The following is a 15,635-nucleotide window of genomic DNA, read 5'->3' as shown; positions in this document are numbered from 1 at the left end:
GGCACCAGCAAGAAATCCAACGATCAGCCGATGGAATAATGAATTGGCTTGAAGCTGCCGCCATTGCTGGCCGGCGCCGAGCATGCTGTGAGCCCGATGATCAGGTCCATCCGAGCCTGGAAGCGGATGAAGTCTCCCGCTTTGCTCAGTGGCGGCAGCACTTTGAATTTGCCCGTTACCCCATCCACCGGCACGTTCATGAAGCAATTAAAGGCCACGGGAATAGCGTCTTCGGCGATGCCATAGGGCATCAACGCGTGGTGCAGATTGCCATGGCAGCCCTGGTGAGGTGGCTCATTGTCGTAACACAGGCGAAAGGTTGCTTCGCTGCATGGGGTCAGCAGGAAATCGTGCCGGCCGACCGTGTCCTCGATGATGTCGAGCATCACGTTGGAACGGTTCGAATACAGCAGATTGCTGGTGGTGAGATAGATGCTCTCGGCATAATCCAGGGTGCGGCCCGAGGAGATCATCTCGGCAGTATCGGCCCGTGAAATCGCCAACAGGTCCGCGACCTGGCCACCCAGCGGATCGATAACGGTCAGGATCTGCCCCGCGCTGAGCTCGAAGGCCGTACCTGAGCGTGGCGCAATTTCGTTGATGCCGAGGTCCATCAGGAATGCTCCGTTTCGCCTAAAGGGTCGGCCGCGGCTGGAATTTCCTCGCGATGATAAGGACAGCTCCAGCCATCGGGCACTTTGCGGCCGCTATATTGCCTGGCTTCGGAAACGGTGCCGTGGCGAGCCAGCATTGGGTTGATGCTGCCCGCAAGTTCCAGATCACGCTCCAGGATCGAGCCGCGCAGCTTCTCGTAGCGGTTCTGCGCGCGCAAGGCTTCGAACTGATCATGCAGGTTAAAGATCATGGTCGGATAAGCAAAGCGGCGGGCCGGGCGGCTCGCCCCGGGATGCAGGCCCACCACAAAGAACCCTTGGCCGCCGAAACTCAGCGAAAAATGCGGATCATCGGGATCTGCACTGACGCGTGGGTCCGATGTTTGTCCGCGCCAGCTATCCTTTGCGGTCAGCGACTGGATGCGCTCCCACATGTGCCGCTCGAACCGCGCTTCATCAAGGTCATCAGGGCCCTCGAAGATCACCGCAAAGCTCGTAAACAGCGTGGGATATTCTTGATAGCCCCAGGCGAACCGCATGAGCTGGTCCTGGATCTCGACATCGTTCCAGGCGCTGTCGATGCTGCGAGCCACATAAGTGGTCAACTGGTCTTTTCCCAAGGCGGACTTGGCGCCAACGCAGGGAAAGGATGGATCCCGGATAAATTCTTCCAAGGCACGTTCAGAGTCGAAAAGCATGAGCCCACGGCATTTGATGCAACTATGCAGCTAAGGCTTGTGCCGCGATCGCGTTCCATCACAAGCCAGAACGCCACCAAACTCGTGCGAAGGGAAACACTTGAACACCGGCAGCGACGACCCTTCGCCGAAGTGGCCGGTCGGCAGCCGACCTCCATTCGGCCATCGGTCTTGCGCTGGATAGGGGGTAGGGCGGTCATCGCCAGAACACCCACCGACTATGCCGCGTCTGCCGCAAGTGTCCGCTTCTGTACGATAGCTGAGATTTCACCGTCATGCTGTGTTCCCCATTCGCACAGCGGCGCCAGAACACGAGCCAAGCTCTGGCCAAACTCGGTCAGTTCGTATTCGACATGCGGGGGGACCGTCCGGAAATCAATGCGGCGAATAATGCCGTCATTGGTCAGCTCCTTGAGATGCTGGATCAGCATCTTCTCGCTCACATTGGTGACAAGGCCGCGCAACTGTCCTGTGCGCTTCGGGCCACTAACTAGATGGAACAGGATAAGCGGCTTCCACTTGCCGCCCAGAATTTCCAGCACCGCTTCCAGGCCGCATCTGAACTTGGTTTGGGTCATCTCTTCCCCGCCCACCCATACTTACTAAAAGGTCGGTACTTGTCTCTAGGTGCGCACGGTTATAGCTAGGTTGGGCAATGATGTCGACGGGCATCGTCCTCCTCCAGAAGCCCGATCCGCGGTTGGCGCTTCGCCTTGCCCCATGAGCGAACATGACCGAGTCAAACCCTGTCCTTTTGCGCCCAATCCGTTTGGGCGATCTCGAACTCCCCAACCGCATTGTGATGGCGCCAATGACCCGTGCGCGGACCAACAATCCTGAACTGGTCCCCAATGCGCTTCAAGCCCAGTACTACGCCCAGCGCGCTTCGGCGGGCCTCATTCTGACCGAGGGGACCTGGCCCAGCCGCGATGGGGTGGGCTTCATAAATGTACCCGGACTTTACACGCACCAGCAGGCCGAAGGCTGGCGTCGCGTCACCGATGCCGTTCATGAAGCGGGCGGGCGGATTTTCGTCCAGCTCGGTCATACCGGCCCTTCGTCGCACCCTGATATGCTGGACGGCGCACTGCCACTTGCCCCATCGGCGGTGAACCCTGGTGTGCAGACGTTTACCAATGCCGGCTTTCAGGAAACCGTAACGCCCAGAGCCATGGACCTCAGCGATATCGCCCGCACGGTGGACGACTTCGCCAAATCCGCTCGTTTGGCGCAGATTGCCGGTTTCGATGGAGTTGAACTCCATGGCATCAGCACCTTTCTAATCCCGGCCTTCCTCTACGAAACCCTCAATTTCAGAACGGATGACTATGGCGGCTCGGTCGAAAACCGGGCGCGGCTCCCGCTGGAAATTATCGACGCCCTGGCCGATGCCTGGGCTCCTGGTCGGGTTGGCATCAAGCTCAGCCCAGGCTTGACTGGCGTCGGCAAGTTCGTTGCGGGAGCCGAAACCCTGAAGACCTTTGAGCATCTGGTTAGCCAGTTGTCAGAGCGCAATCTGGCCTACTTGCACCTCATGAACCCGATCAGCAATCTGGCAGGCACGCCGGTGGAAGCTCTTGGAGCCGATATTGCCAAGCATTTCCGGCCCCTTTACTCCGGCCCGCTGATCGCCAATGGCGGCTATAGCTTCGAAACCGGCAATGCTTTGATCAACAATGGCTTTGCCGATGCCATTGCCTTTGGCGCTCCGTTTATCTCGAACCCGGACCTGGTCGAACGCTTCGCTACCGGGGCAAGCCTGAGCCCGAGTGATCGCGAAGCCTATTATGGCGGCGGAGCCGCTGGATATGTCGATTACCCCAGGGCTGCCGAAGCTGTCATGGCTGTGTGATCGGGCTGTTACACCCCAAGGATTGGCGGGCCTGCTGACCCGCCAATTATTAACCGTGCGGCCCGCCAGATGCGAAAGCCTACTGTTCTGGAGGTTGATCGAAATGCCCTCAAGCTTGCCCGTGCTGGCAGGGGTATTGTCCGCTTTTCCATCCACTCAGGGGCGGTAACGCAGCATATCGACCAGGGCGACCAGTGCGGGGGTCCGTTGCCGCCGCGATGGATAGTAAAGATGATAGCCCGGCGAAGGCGGGCACCAATCCTCGAGACACCGCACGAGCCGCCCGCTGCTGAGATGATCGGCCACTTGATCCTCGAAAACATAAGCCAGCCCGTATCCGGCCAAAGCGGCTGCCTCCAGAGTGTCCCCGTCGTTGACCACCAGGGTGCCGTCCACCGCGACGTCGAGGGGGCGCCCGCCTTGCGAAAAGTGCCACCTGGCGATGTTTCCAGCGCTCGCCATGCGGAAGTTGATGCAGTCGTGGCGGGCGAGATCCCAGGGGTCCTTGGGAACCCGATAGCGGGCGAAATACTCCGGTGTCGCCACGACCGCAGCGCGGGCGTCCGGCCCGATCGGCACTGCCACCATGTCCTGTTCAATCTGGTGGCCAAACCGGATTCCGGCATCAAAACCGCCGGCGACGATATCGGCAAAGGCGTCGTCGGCGAATATCTCCACCTTCACCCGGGGATAAGCCATCCGGAACGCCTCGAGGGCTGGCAGGACCAGGGACTTGGCGGGAAAGCGGATGGTGGTCAGGCGGATGGTGCCAGTTGGCGTATCGCTTAACCCCGCGAGCGCCTCGATCTCTGCTTCAAGCCCGGCGAGTGCCGGTCTAAGCGTGTCGAGCAAGCGCTGTCCCGCCTCGGTGGCCCGAACGCTGCGCGTTGTGCGCGCCAAAAGCCTGAAGCCAAGGCGTTGCTCAAGCTTGCTGATCGTTTGACTGAGCGTCGCTTGCGACAAGCCAAGGCGCTTGGCGCCCCGCGTAAAGCTCTGCTCTTCGGCGACAGCCTGGAAGGCAAGGAGGTCGCTCAAGTCCTGGCGTCTCATCTATCGGCCCAGCCAATGAACCCTATCAGATCTATCAGCCTAATGCAGAAGCCAATTCGGGTCTATCTCCTCGGCATCAACCTTGGAGATCAATCATGTCCCTTTCCAGCACTGCTCTTGTTACCGGAGCGTCCTCCGGCATCGGAGCTGCCTATGCGCGCCGATTAGCAGCCCGTGGGCACGACCTCATCCTTGTCGCGCGCCGCGCCGAACGGCTCGAGCAGTTGGCCGCCGAACTCATCAGCAGCTACGGCATCAGCGCACGACCACTGGTTGCCGACCTCGCCACGGATGACGGCATCACACGGGTGGCCGAAGTTCTGGCGTCCGATACGTCTATAGACATGCTGGTCAACAATGCAGGCCTGACCCACATCGGGGGCACGGCCGAGCTGTCGTCCGAGGGGATCAGCACCATGTTGTCGCTGAACGTGTCCGCGCTGACGCGTCTCACCCACGCCGCTCTGCCGGGATTCATGGCACGAAACCGAGGCACCATCATCAATATCAGCTCGGTCCTGGCATTCCAGGCTTTGCCCCTCTCCTCCATCTATGCCGGAACCAAGGCTTTCGTCTTGCTGTTCACGAGCGGACTGCAGCAGGAGCTCAAGGACACAGCCATCCAGGTGCAGGCAGTGCTGCCCGCTGGTGTCGCCACCGAGATTTACGATGGCTCGATCATGCCGCTCGACCAAATCCCGGCAGAACTGATCATGAGCGCAGATACGATGGTCGACGCGGCTCTGGCCGGTCTGGATAGCGGCGAAGATGTCACCTTGCCGTCAGTGGCGGACATCGAGCTCTGGCACCAATACGCCGCAACCTCCGAAGCACTGTTCGCCGCCAGTCAAACCGGCTCCCCCGCGCCTCGTTACCGCGTTTAACAAGACCGCGGTCATCTGTCGTTCAGAACCCGTTCATCTTGCAGGCAGAATTGCGGCAAAGTGGTTCGGCACCGAGGGGGGCAGGGGGTGGTCCCGGTCTTTTTCGATGAAACCGGCAGGCAGCGGAATACTCATGTCAGCACCACATGCTGCGTCAGTTCCTCGATGGTGGTGTCGGCCTTGGCCACGTCACAAACCTTGGTGCCGTGGCTCATGATCACGAAGCGGTCACAGACCTGATAGGCGTGGTAGAGGTTGTGGGTCACGAGCACGCTCGAGACCCCTTCTGCCTTGAGCTTAAGCACCTGATGCAGGAGGGCTTCTGTTTCACGCACGGAAAGCGCCGAGGTGGGCTCATCGAGGAGAAGGACGCGTCGTTTGAAGAACACGGCGCGAGCAATTGCGACCGCCTGTTTCTGGCCGCCCGAGAGATCGCCCACCAGCTTGTCGGGACTGTCGATACCCGAAATATGCACTGCGCTTTCAAGCACCTGCATGGTAATCTCGCGCATGCGTTTGAGGTCAAGAAAACCGAAGCGGTCGGTGAGTTCTCGCCCCAGAAAGATGTTGCGTGAGATGGACAGGCAATCCACAAGAGCGGTGTTCTGGTAAATGGTTTCAATGCCCGCTTCGGCGGAGTCGCGCCGGCAGGTAAACTCGTGCCGCTGCCCCTCCACCGAGATATAGCCCGAACTCGGCTGGTGGATGCCCGAGATCATGTTGACCGTGGTCGACTTGCCAGCCCCGTTATCGCCAAGCAGGCCCACAACCTCACTATGCCCGACTTCAAAGCTGAGATCGGTCAGCGCCTTGAGGGGTCCAAAGGACTTGTTGATATTGTGCAGGGCCAACAGGCTCATATGGAAGCTCCCCGGCGATCGAGCCCATGGTTGAAGATCGAGGCCACCACGATCAGCGTGGCGATGAACATGTCGAGATAAAAGCCAGGCGCGCGCATAAGCAGCAGCACGTCGGTAATGGTGAAGATCAGCATCACCCCGAGGAACACGCCCAGGATTGAGCCGCGCCCGCCGCGTAGGGAGAGCCCACCGATGACGCAAGCGGCGATCGCCTGCAGCTCCAGCCCGGCTCCCTGTCCCGGTTGCACGCTACCAACGCGGGTGGTCGCGAGGATACCGGCAAAAGCGGCCATGAAGCCGGCAAGGGCGAAGGCCATCAGCTTGACCCGGGCGGTGTTGACGCCGATCGCTGTTGCTGCCGAGCGATTGCCGCCTGTCGCGAACACATGATTGCCAAAACGGTGCCGGTGCAGCATGGCCCAGAACACCAGGCAGAGCCCGACAAACCAGATAAATGCGGCGTTGATGCCGAGTACTGTGCCGCCAAACATGGCCTGGAACACCGGATTGGGATCAAAGCGCACCTGCACGGCGCCGTTGATCAGCAGCACCGCGCCCCGCCAGAACAACAACCCCCCCAGGGTGACGATAAAGGATGGCAGATTGAAGCGCAGCGTCAGCGCTCCATTGCCCAACCCGATCGCAGCACCGACAAGCAGGCCGACAGGGGCGGCAAGAAAGGCGTCCACGCCTTGGCCCACCAGCACCGCCATGACCACGGCAGTTAACGTGTAGACCGAACCGATGGACAGATCGAACTCCCCGGCGATCATCAGCACGCCGGCGCCAAGCGCCAGGCAACCCAGTACGGGGACCGAGCGCATCATGATGCCCATGTTCTGCGGCGACAGGTAGCGGAAGGTGTCAGGGAACAAGAGCCCGGCGATGATGCAGGCGAGTTGCACGACAACAAACACCAGCAGGATCGCACCTGCAGGCATCGACAGCAAATCGTGCAGCCACGTCGCTGCCGTCCGCTTCGGCGCAAGGGCGCGAGCAGGGGAAAGTTCGGTCACGGTGATATCCAGTTCTGAAGGCAAGCCCCGGCCCTGTGGGCCGGGGCAGATCCCGTTAGCGATAGGTACCGATCAGTGGCTTGACGGCGCCAATGCGGCCTTGGTCCAGGAACGCGCCCTGTCCGGTGTCGACATCTGTCGGGGTCAAACCGTAGCGCTTGGCCATGGCGATCTGGGCGATGGGGTAGTAGCCCTGGAGATAGGGTTGCTGGTCCATGGTGGCGAACATCGCGCCCGTTTCCACCGCGTCTGCAATTTCGATCGCTAGATCAAAGCCGCCAAACGGCACGTCCACCCCAGCGTCGCGAATGGCGCCAGCCCCAACAGTGGAGGTGACCGAACCAGTGCCGAACACGGCCTTGATGTTTGGATTGGCGATCAGCGCCTGTGCCATGATGTTCTGAGCTTCTGCGGGGTCCAGGCCGGCACGCACTGTTTCAACAGTGATACCGTGTTCCCCCATAGCCTTTTCAATGCCGCCGCCGCGCGCCACGGCGAAGCTTGCCTCGGGAATTTCGCGTGGGTTGAAGACCGTGTCCCCTTCCTTGAGACCAAATTCCTCGATCATCCGGTTGCCCAGTTCGTAGCCGGAGGCGAACTCATCCATGCCAACATAGGCCTGCCGGCAATTGCCATCGCGGCCTTCCAGGTCGTCATTATTAAAGCCGATCACCACGATGCCGGCTTCGACTGCCGCGCAAATGCTGTCGTCGAATGCATCCGAACTGGAGATGGACACGGCGATCCCATCCACGCCCGTGGCCGCGGCCGTTTCGATCAGATCATTCTGGCGCACTGGGTCGTTGTTGGCATATTGCACGTCCAGATCAACATTGAACGCGGCGGCAGCGTCTTGCGCGCCTTTGACCACGGGATTGAAGAACTGCACGCTCGGATCGAGATAGATGATCATGGTCGCCTTAACCGGCTCCTGATCCTGCGCCATCGCTCCTCCTAGGCTGGCGAACAGGGCGCAGCCTCCCAGCAAGGCGCACTTAAACTTAGTCAGTTTCATGGATTAGTCCTCCCTTTGAATTGCCCCGGGTCCTCCTCAGGTCCGGGTCGAACGGCGTGTTCCGATCCGGAGCCCGCCGCCAGTTTTCGGTCGTGCAGCGCTCCTCAGTGCTCGAACCACGGTTGCCCGCGTCCAAGGGTCATATGCAGACCCTTGAACTGGGAATATTCGTCAAAGCCATAGCGGCCGAGTTCCCGGCCAGTGCCGCTCTTTTTGTAGCCACCGATCGGCAGTTCGGGTGTTCCGTCGATAACGGAGTTGATCCAGCAGCGGCCCGCCCGCAGCTTGCGCGTGGTCTGAATCGCGGTTTCAAGGTCGCGCGACCAGACGCTGGCCGACAGCCCAAAAGGGGTCCCATTAGCAAGGGCAACGGCTTCTTCGGGCGCGTCAAAACCTATGGTTGCCAGAACGGGTCCAAAGATCTCCTCTTGGGCAATGCGCATGTCCGGGCGCACCCGGTCGAACACGGTCGGGGCAAAGAAATTGCCCGACTTGGCATCGACCATGTCGCCGCCGAGCAGCAATTCGGCTCCTTCCGCCACCCCTGCCGCCACATAGCTTGAGACCTTCTCGGTATGCTGCTGGGAAACCATGGCGCCAAATCGTGTGGTTGCGCCAAGGGGATCGCCAAAGGGCAGGCGCCGCGAAATGTCGAGTAGGCGCTCCAGCAGCGCCGGGCGAATGGCATTGGCAACGATAAGGCGGCTGCCGGAAATGCAGCATTGGCCGGCATTGTGGTAGACGCCATAGGCGATCCCGTCGGCCGCAGCCTCAAGGTCCGCGTCGGCAAAGACGATCTGCGGCCCCTTGCCACCCAGTTCCAGGCCCACTCGCTTGACACTGCCCGCAGCAATGCTCGCCAACTCGGTGCCGACCCGAACCGATCCGGTAAAGGCCAGAACGTCCACTCGCGGATCTTCCGCCAGGACCTGTCCAACTTCGGGGCCGTATCCGGTTATGACGTTGAACACACCGGGGGGCAGCCCAGCTTGGAGGGCAATCTCGGCCAAACGAATTGTGGTGCCAGAGGTGAATTCGCTGGGCTTCACGACAACGGTGCAGCCCGCACCCAGCGCCCACGGAACGCGCTCGGACACGATGATGAATGGAAAATTCCACGGGGTAATAATGCCAACCACCCCAGCAGGTTCGCGCAGCACGAGTCCCAGTCGGTTTTCGCCGATTGAATTGTGGGTGTCCCCCTCAAGGCCGCGGCATTGACCAGCCGCATAGGTCCACAAATCAGCGCAGTATCCGATCTCCCCACGCGCCTGGCTCAGCGGCTTGCCCGTTTCGAGGCATTCGATCAGCGCCAACTCGTCTAGATCAGCCAAGATCCCTGCGGCCACGCGGTGCAAGATGGTTGAGCGCTCCGCTCCGCTCATGCGCGGCCAGGGACCATCGTCGAAAGCCCGACGGGCAGCGCTGATAGCCAAAGCAGCGTCTGCTGGGCCACCCGCGGGCCACACGCCTACAACTTTGCCCCGGTGGCCTGGGCTGTCCCGCTCAAAAACCCTGCCCGACTGAGCATCGCAAGGCACGCCATCGATCACCATACGATAGCTACGTTTACTCGCCAATCGCGGATCACTAAGGTTTGGCGATACAAAATTGGGCTGAAAGCGGGACTGGATGTTCATCGCCATTGCGGGTCAAACCCGCCTCTCCTCAGATGTGCCGGACGTTCATTGCGCCCTGTATGGAATTGTATGGTACCGTATGGCGGCTGCATGTGAGCTGTCAATCGGGATGAGACTTGTACGATGACCTTGGATATCCAGATGGCCGAGAGCGGCGAGAGCGCTGCCGTGACCATCGAGAAAGACCTTCGCCGCGCCATCATCGAGTTGGAGCTGCTGCCTGGCTCCCGCCTCTCCGAGCAGGAGATCGCCACCCGCTTGGGCGTGTCACGACAGCCTGTCCGCGAGGCGCTGATCCGGTTGGCTAATTCGCGGCTGATCGAGATAAGGCCCCATCGAGGCACCGTGGTTGCTCGCATCTCAGCTCAGGAAATGACCGAAGCCCTGTTCGTGCGGCAGTCCTTGGAAGTTGCTGTCGTGGCGCGAGCGGCGCAGTCCTTCGACCCTTGGCAACGCAAGCGCATCGCCAATCTGCTGGTGAAGCAGGAGGAGGCATCCAGCCGGCTCGATCACGCCGCCTTTCGCGAGCATGATGAGGCGTTCCATATTGCCGTGGCCACTGGGGCTGGCGTCGGCATGGCTTGGAGAGCCATCGCGGACATGAAAACGCATATGGATCGGGTCTGCAATTTAACCTTGCAGCGGGAAGCCGACATGCAACGCCGGGTGCGCGAGCATCAGGCGATCATGGAGGCCATCGACGCCCATGATGTGCAGCGGGCCCAGACGGCCATGGCCGAGCACTTGGGGAGCATACTGGACGATCTACCCGATCTGGAAAATCAGCACTCCAGCATGTTTATGTAAGCCTCTGCCCCTCAGCGAGGCGAAGGTTTACTTCGGCTGCGATTGGAGGCGACCGTTATTGCCGCCGGTCGTTTGCGATCTCCTGCCAAACATCATAGGCGGCTAGAACGGTCTGGGTCTGGGCTTCATGGCCCAGCTGGAAAGCATCTCCGTAGATGGTTTCATCGGGGTATTCCGTGATGAGCGTCACCGGCACTTTCAGGTCAGGGAATTCAGTGATGTTCACCGGAAAGCCGGAGTAAATGTCGAAGGTTAGTGCACCAGCATGGGCCCGATAAAGCTCGATCTGCCTCGCGTTAAGTTCGGCGAGGCCAGGAACCCCATTGAGTCGTCGGGCTACCTCGCGCGCTAGACGTTCGGATTGGGCGCGATAGCCGGGCTGGTGCCGCAGGACCAGAAAGAAGCCTTTTGGCACGGTCCACAGGGCAAAATTGCGTGGCACATATCCGGTCAGCGGCCGCGTCCACTCGTGAGCGGGATAGCCATGAAGGTTGACATGCAGGGCAGGGCCGCACAGCGCCAGCATCTGCTCGCGGACGTCCCGTTCATAAAGCGGGCCGGCCTGCCGGTATTCAAGGTCGTCGCCGAGCGCCGTGTAGCGGGCGGCGTGATGCATGTGGCGCGGCTCGACCTCGTAAAGTTCACGGGCGAGGGCATAACCATCGGGGTTCTCGAGCGGCACGACGCTGAAGTGGGCATTCTTGCGACGCGCGAGGCGTTGGGCCGCCCGCAAGGCGCCGACCACGCCGGTTGGCTCATTGGGATGTTGGCCGCCGGAAACAAGAACAGGGGCATCTGACCCGAGGTGATAGCGCCCCGATACAGTGCGCCCGCAGTAGGAGGTGCCGGTAAAAACCTCGCCGCCGACCGCTTCAAGTCCCTCATTCACATCATCAAAGGCAATCGGAGCCGTCGCGGTTTCCAAGGACTGGCGGGGTGCCGAGGGCAAAGCGTGGCTATGATGGCGCAAGGAGATATCGAGGCGCGCAGGCCCAAGCCCATAGCTGACCACCGGGACAATGCGGCCGGGCTGCAGGCCCCGGTCCCCAGACGGCCGACCAGACTTGCTATGAAAAATCTCGAGACCTGAGAAGTAAAGATCCTCATGCAGTGCTTCGGTTAGGCTGATCACCTCCTCGCCGAGGGGCAGGGGCCGGTCGGCAATCGGCAATGTCACGGCAATGCGTAGCTCGTCAAAGAATGGCTCGGTAGGGCCCCACGCATGCTCAACAATTGCTTTGATCGCTGTTGCAAACAGCGCCTCAAAGTCGGTGTCAATCCGCTCGTCCGCTACCGTTACACCCGCGCGCTCCACCCGCACCCAACCTGTGGGAGAAAGCACCTGCGCTCCCGTGTGATCCACATGGACACGGTTTGGCGCTTGTACCTCCAGGCTTGCCGAACTGCCATCCTCGTGCAGGAGAACGACGTCATAGTGAAGGTCGGCGTCAGCTCGGGGGGTGAAGCGGACCGGCACGGCCAAAAGACCGGCGAGCGGGTAAGCTTCGAGCAGGAATCGCCCAGGCTCCCCTTGAGGGTGAACAGGATAGGTTATTTCCACCGCGGTGACACCAGCCAGGTCGATCTCTTCCAGAAAGGCGTGGACCAGTGGCTTGTAGGCAGAGCGAAACCGCGCCCGAACACCGTTTGCCGCGAGCTTGAATTCCGCCGCGCGGCGCGAGGCTTCGTCGGCAAAGAGCCAAGCTTCGATGTCAGTGGCATCGGCGAAGCGGGCGGTGATCTCCTCAATGGTGGACGGGAAGGTCTGGCAAAGTGGGAAGCTCATCGGCTGGTTCTTCCAGTAGGATCGAGACGGTCGCGCAGCCAGTCACCCAGGAGGTTGAGGCCGAGCACGGTCAGGAAGATGGCAAGGCCGGGAAAGACGCTAACCCACCATGCGGTCTGCAGGTAAGTGCGGCCATCGGCCAGCATGCCGCCCCAAGAGGGCGTGGATGGATCAACGCCGAGCCCGAGAAAGGTGAGGCTTGATTCCAGTAGGATGTTGTTGGCGATGTTGAGCGTCATCAGGACGACGACGGGCCCCAGCAGATTGGGCAGCAGGTGATGACGGATCAGGTTGAACCCCGACACGCCAAAGGAGCGAGCCGACAGCACGAACTCACGCTCGCGCAGCGTCAGCACCTGGCCGCGCACGATGCGTGCATATTGCACCCATTGGGAGACGATCATGAGGATGATGATGTTGGTCAGCCCACCGCCAATGATGGCCATGAAGGTGATGGCGAGCAGAATAAAGGGCAGCGCCAGCTGGATATCGGCAAAGCGCATGACGAGGATATCCCAGATGCCGCGGTAATAGCCGGCAACAAGGCCCATGACGACCCCGATGACAACCGCGCCGGCAACCGAAACCACGCCCACAAGGAGCGATATGCGGCCCCCCCATACCACGCGGGCCAGAACGTCACGACCAAGAGGGTCGGTGCCAAAGAGATGGGCCGCGTTGGTGAAGGGCGGCGTGAGACGCGCCATCAGGTTCACGCCCGTCCCACCATCGGGAAACAGCAGGGGAGCGAAGATGACCGCTAGCGCAATGCTGCCGACAATTACGAGACCCACCAGGAGTTCGACCGAGCGAAAGGCGGAAAGCGGATGCGGCTTGAGTGCAATTTCGCTCACGGTTCTACTCCGTCCGAATGCGCGGATCGACCAGGCCATAAGCGATGTCGACCAGAAGGTTGACCAGTACGATCATCAGCGAAAGCACCACTATGACGCCTTGCAGTACCGGGTAGTCGCGCGCAGAAACCGCATCAAAGGCCAGCGTGCCCATGCCCGGCCAGTTGAACACGCGCTCCACCACGACGATGCCGCCCAGAAGGCCGCCGAATTGCAGGCCCAGATAGGTGATCAGGGGAATAGCGCTGTTTCGCAGTGCATGCTTGTAGAGCACGGCGCGTTCGGAGAGCCCTTTTGCCCGAGCGACCAGCACATATTGCTGCTGCAAGATCTCCAGCATGGAGGTGCGCACCAGGCGGACATTGGTTGCCGTCAGGATGATTGCCATGGTGAGCGCTGGCATGATGAAGCTCTGCCAACCTTCGAGGCCGCTTGGCGGCAGCCATTGGAAGGTGATGGACAACAGCAGCACCAGCATGATGGCAAGCCAGAAATTGGGAAAGGACAGCCCAACCAGCGACAACACGCGAATGAGCTGGTCGGGCCATTTGCCACGATGGGTTGCTGAAGCCACCCCCAGCGGGATCGAGACCAGGATTGAAACGACGAGGGAGGTGAGTGCCAGGGACAAGGTTGCGGGCAACGCCCGGCCAATGAGTTGACTGACGGGTGTACCGCCCATGAAAGAGCGGCCGAGATCGCCGGTGAAAATGCCGCCCAAGAAATCGAAATACTGCACCAGGAAGGGCCGATCGATGCCCAGGCCCACCCGAATGCGCTGCAGATCGGCTTCAGTGATACTGCCGGCCCCTTGGCTCAGCATCAGGGCAGGGTCGCCGGTGAGCCGAATGGCAAAGGCGACAATCAGCGTGACGGCGAAGACGACGAAGGCTGCCTGCAACAACCGCTTGATAAGGAAACCTGCCATCGCTTCACCCCGGAAGTGCATGAGCCGCCCCGCTTCGATAGCGGAGCGGCGAGTTTAAAAGGTCTCGAACTATTCGACGGTGACGTCGGTCAGGCGCAAGCGGCTATCGGGCGGGGCAACAAAATTGCCGACCCGGTCACTGACCGCGTAGATCTGGTTGACGTTGTAGAGCGGCATTTCCAGCGCTTGGTCGGCGACATATTTTGCGATCTGCTTCAGTACAGTCTCGCGTTCGGCGACATTGGTCATGCTGCGCTGGGATTCCAGTAGTGCGTCCAACTCGGGATCGTTGCCATACGGGTTCCACTTCTCGCCTTCGTGGTACATCAGATAGGCGGTGTTGTCGTAGTCGAACGTCCATGCGCCCCAGGACTGCTGCCACATCGCGCCAGTGCGACCGGCGGGAATGATGTCGTTGAGCAAGACATTGGTTTCATAGGGCTGGATGGTTGCCGTAATGCCGACTGCGGACAGATAGGCAGCCACGGCCTGCGCCACTTCATTGAAGGTGGCGTCGTTGCCGCGCACGTCGATCTGGACGGTGGCACCCGGTTCGACTCCCGCCTCGGCCAGCAGCGCCTTGGCGCCTTCCGGGTCAAACGGGATGGGCTCCAGATCGGGGTCGTTACCAAAGGTCTGAGCCGACTGGAACGACGAGATCGGGGTCGCCTGGCCCGCGAGGATCGCTTCGATGATGGTGTCGCGATCGACAGCCATCACGAGAGCACGGCGAACGCGCTCGTCGGCCGTGATGCCTTCATCGGTCTTGAAGCGCAGGGAATATACCGTGGGGCCGGGGACCGAAACGACCTTGAGGTTGGGGGCCTGTTCAATGGTGGGGATGGAGCCGACCGGAACGGAAGGCGGGATCACCATGTCGATGCGGCCGGACTGCAGTTCGGCTACAGCCGTGGAGGGCTCGGTGATGAAGCGGAACACTACGCTTTGCAGCTTGGGTGCTTCGCCCCAGAATTCGGGGAAAGCTTCCAAAGTCACCTGGTTGCGCGCCTCGTAGGAGGCCATGCGGAACGGCCCGGTGCCGACCGGCTGGGTGTTGAAGACCTCATCGCCTTTTTCGGCGATATAGTCGGGCGGCACGATCATCGCGCCATAACCGGTGAGCTTGGTGAGCAGGACCGGGTCGGGCTGCGACAGATGCAAAACCACCGTCTTCGGGTCGACCACTTCGACGCTTTCGATGGAGTTGTAGTTGGACTGCTGCGGGCCCACGGCGCCTTCTTCGCCCAGGAGGCGATCAAAGGTGAACTTGACAGCATCGGCGTCGAACGCCTCGCCATTGTGGAATTTCACGCCTTCGCGCAGCTTGAACGTGTAGGTGAGCCCGTCCTCGCTGATCTCCCATTCGGTCGCGAGCGCCGGCACAATCTCAAGCTCGGGCGTGCGTGCCACGAGGCCATCGAAAACATTGTTGGCGACGGCGGACCAGTTAACGAGGAAAGTGTCGATCGGATCCCAGCTGCCGGGATCCTGAGGGGTGGCGATGTTGAGGGTGCCCGCTCCTTGCCCTAAGGCAGTGCCGGTCACGCTGAGCGCCAGGACGCTCGACAAGAGCGCTCCCGTAAGGGCTTTGTGCCAAAGTTTCATGTTTTCTCTCCTGTTGAATCTGGGGC

Annotated in this window: 15 protein-coding genes; 3 read left to right on the top strand and 12 right to left on the bottom strand. The window is 60.8% G+C overall.

The window, feature by feature from the left end; genetic code table 11:
* Nucleotides 1-23: 23 nt before the first annotated feature.
* The 3 genes from HRU92_RS18620 to HRU92_RS18610 all read right to left on the bottom strand — a co-directional run bounded on the left by HRU92_RS18620 (nt 24) and on the right by HRU92_RS18610 (nt 1,890).
* Nucleotides 24-614 (bottom strand): urea carboxylase-associated family protein, encoded by a 591-nt coding sequence (locus HRU92_RS18620; protein WP_173088883.1) that lies wholly within the window; start codon nt 612-614, stop codon nt 24-26.
* Nucleotides 614-1,312, bottom strand: a complete 699-nt coding sequence (gene gntA, locus HRU92_RS18615; protein WP_172125780.1) for a guanitoxin biosynthesis heme-dependent pre-guanitoxin N-hydroxylase GntA — start codon at nt 1,310-1,312, stop codon at nt 614-616. Before gntA ends, HRU92_RS18620 begins: the two co-directional genes overlap by 1 nt.
* A gap of 218 nt (nt 1,313-1,530) precedes the next feature.
* Nucleotides 1,531-1,890: a helix-turn-helix domain-containing protein gene (locus HRU92_RS18610; protein WP_172125782.1), complete on the bottom strand. Its 360-nt coding sequence runs from the start codon at nt 1,888-1,890 to the stop codon at nt 1,531-1,533.
* A 152-nt stretch (nt 1,891-2,042) separates the two neighbouring features.
* On the opposite strand from HRU92_RS18610, the gene HRU92_RS18605 reads away from it, so the two are divergent.
* Nucleotides 2,043-3,164, top strand: a complete 1,122-nt coding sequence (locus tag HRU92_RS18605; protein ID WP_172125784.1) for an alkene reductase — start codon at nt 2,043-2,045, stop codon at nt 3,162-3,164.
* A 156-nt stretch (nt 3,165-3,320) separates the two neighbouring features.
* Here HRU92_RS18605 and HRU92_RS18600 read toward each other — a convergent pair whose 3' ends face one another.
* A complete protein-coding gene (locus HRU92_RS18600) occupies nt 3,321-4,214 on the bottom strand; it encodes a LysR family transcriptional regulator (RefSeq protein WP_172125786.1) in 894 nt (297 codons plus the stop codon).
* 95 nt (nt 4,215-4,309) lie between these two features.
* Between HRU92_RS18600 and HRU92_RS18595 the strand changes: the two genes are divergently transcribed.
* Entirely contained in the window at nt 4,310-5,098 is a 789-nt protein-coding gene (locus tag HRU92_RS18595; RefSeq protein ID WP_172125788.1) for an SDR family oxidoreductase, read from the top strand.
* A 131-nt stretch (nt 5,099-5,229) separates the two neighbouring features.
* Here HRU92_RS18595 and HRU92_RS18590 read toward each other — a convergent pair whose 3' ends face one another.
* The 4 genes from HRU92_RS18590 to HRU92_RS18575 form a co-directional block, all read right to left on the bottom strand.
* Nucleotides 5,230-5,958: an ATP-binding cassette domain-containing protein gene (locus HRU92_RS18590; protein WP_172125790.1), complete on the bottom strand. Its 729-nt coding sequence runs from the start codon at nt 5,956-5,958 to the stop codon at nt 5,230-5,232.
* Nucleotides 5,955-6,905 (bottom strand): ABC transporter permease, encoded by a 951-nt coding sequence (locus HRU92_RS18585; protein ID WP_349236754.1) that lies wholly within the window; start codon nt 6,903-6,905, stop codon nt 5,955-5,957. Before HRU92_RS18585 ends, HRU92_RS18590 begins: the two co-directional genes overlap by 4 nt.
* A gap of 124 nt (nt 6,906-7,029) precedes the next feature.
* Nucleotides 7,030-7,989 (bottom strand): substrate-binding domain-containing protein, encoded by a 960-nt coding sequence (locus tag HRU92_RS18580; RefSeq protein ID WP_172125792.1) that lies wholly within the window; start codon nt 7,987-7,989, stop codon nt 7,030-7,032.
* A gap of 104 nt (nt 7,990-8,093) precedes the next feature.
* Nucleotides 8,094-9,545 (bottom strand): aldehyde dehydrogenase family protein, encoded by a 1,452-nt coding sequence (locus HRU92_RS18575; RefSeq protein ID WP_172125844.1) that lies wholly within the window; start codon nt 9,543-9,545, stop codon nt 8,094-8,096.
* A 225-nt stretch (nt 9,546-9,770) separates the two neighbouring features.
* Here HRU92_RS18575 and HRU92_RS18570 point away from each other — a divergent pair, with 225 nt between their 5' ends.
* Entirely contained in the window at nt 9,771-10,436 is a 666-nt protein-coding gene (locus HRU92_RS18570; RefSeq protein ID WP_248307255.1) for a GntR family transcriptional regulator, read from the top strand.
* Nucleotides 10,437-10,491: 55 nt separating this feature from the next.
* Here the strand turns inward: HRU92_RS18570 and HRU92_RS18565 are convergent, their stop codons facing one another.
* The 4 genes from HRU92_RS18565 to HRU92_RS18550 all read right to left on the bottom strand — a co-directional run bounded on the left by HRU92_RS18565 (nt 10,492) and on the right by HRU92_RS18550 (nt 15,609).
* Nucleotides 10,492-12,222: a peptidase M14 gene (locus tag HRU92_RS18565; protein WP_172125794.1), complete on the bottom strand. Its 1,731-nt coding sequence runs from the start codon at nt 12,220-12,222 to the stop codon at nt 10,492-10,494.
* Nucleotides 12,219-13,067 (bottom strand): ABC transporter permease, encoded by an 849-nt coding sequence (locus HRU92_RS18560; RefSeq protein WP_349236755.1) that lies wholly within the window; start codon nt 13,065-13,067, stop codon nt 12,219-12,221. The genes HRU92_RS18565 and HRU92_RS18560 overlap by 4 nt, the downstream gene beginning before the upstream one ends.
* A 13-nt stretch (nt 13,068-13,080) precedes the next feature.
* Nucleotides 13,081-14,004 carry an ABC transporter permease gene (locus tag HRU92_RS18555; protein ID WP_172125798.1) on the bottom strand — a complete coding sequence of 308 codons (924 nt, stop codon included), beginning with the start codon at nt 14,002-14,004 and terminating at the stop codon, nt 13,081-13,083.
* Nucleotides 14,005-14,073: 69 nt separating this feature from the next.
* Entirely contained in the window at nt 14,074-15,609 is a 1,536-nt protein-coding gene (locus HRU92_RS18550; protein WP_172125800.1) for an ABC transporter substrate-binding protein, read from the bottom strand.
* Nucleotides 15,610-15,635 lie beyond the last annotated feature (26 nt).

This window comes from Devosia sp. 1635 (assembly GCF_013185955.1).
Lineage (GTDB): Bacteria > Pseudomonadota > Alphaproteobacteria > Rhizobiales > Devosiaceae > Devosia.
Note: the sequence above shows the minus strand (reverse complement) of the source record. Positions and strands in the feature narration are given on the sequence as shown.

What these genes read in the sequence shown, in the direction of transcription:
- HRU92_RS18620 (WP_173088883.1), bottom strand. Translation starts at nt 614, where the DNA reads ATGGACCTCGGCATCAACGAAATTGCGCCACGCTCAGGTACGGCCTTC.
- gntA (WP_172125780.1), bottom strand. Translation starts at nt 1,312, where the DNA reads ATGCTTTTCGACTCTGAACGTGCCTTGGAAGAATTTATCCGGGATCCA.
- HRU92_RS18610 (WP_172125782.1), bottom strand. Translation starts at nt 1,890, where the DNA reads ATGACCCAAACCAAGTTCAGATGCGGCCTGGAAGCGGTGCTGGAAATT.
- HRU92_RS18605 (WP_172125784.1), top strand. Translation starts at nt 2,043, where the DNA reads ATGACCGAGTCAAACCCTGTCCTTTTGCGCCCAATCCGTTTGGGCGAT.
- HRU92_RS18600 (WP_172125786.1), bottom strand. Translation starts at nt 4,214, where the DNA reads ATGAGACGCCAGGACTTGAGCGACCTCCTTGCCTTCCAGGCTGTCGCC.
- HRU92_RS18595 (WP_172125788.1), top strand. Translation starts at nt 4,310, where the DNA reads ATGTCCCTTTCCAGCACTGCTCTTGTTACCGGAGCGTCCTCCGGCATC.
- HRU92_RS18590 (WP_172125790.1), bottom strand. Translation starts at nt 5,958, where the DNA reads ATGAGCCTGTTGGCCCTGCACAATATCAACAAGTCCTTTGGACCCCTC.
- HRU92_RS18580 (WP_172125792.1), bottom strand. Translation starts at nt 7,989, where the DNA reads ATGAAACTGACTAAGTTTAAGTGCGCCTTGCTGGGAGGCTGCGCCCTG.
- HRU92_RS18575 (WP_172125844.1), bottom strand. Translation starts at nt 9,545, where the DNA reads ATGGTGATCGATGGCGTGCCTTGCGATGCTCAGTCGGGCAGGGTTTTT.
- HRU92_RS18570 (WP_248307255.1), top strand. Translation starts at nt 9,771, where the DNA reads ATGGCCGAGAGCGGCGAGAGCGCTGCCGTGACCATCGAGAAAGACCTT.
- HRU92_RS18565 (WP_172125794.1), bottom strand. Translation starts at nt 12,222, where the DNA reads ATGAGCTTCCCACTTTGCCAGACCTTCCCGTCCACCATTGAGGAGATC.
- HRU92_RS18555 (WP_172125798.1), bottom strand. Translation starts at nt 14,004, where the DNA reads ATGGCAGGTTTCCTTATCAAGCGGTTGTTGCAGGCAGCCTTCGTCGTC.
- HRU92_RS18550 (WP_172125800.1), bottom strand. Translation starts at nt 15,609, where the DNA reads ATGAAACTTTGGCACAAAGCCCTTACGGGAGCGCTCTTGTCGAGCGTC.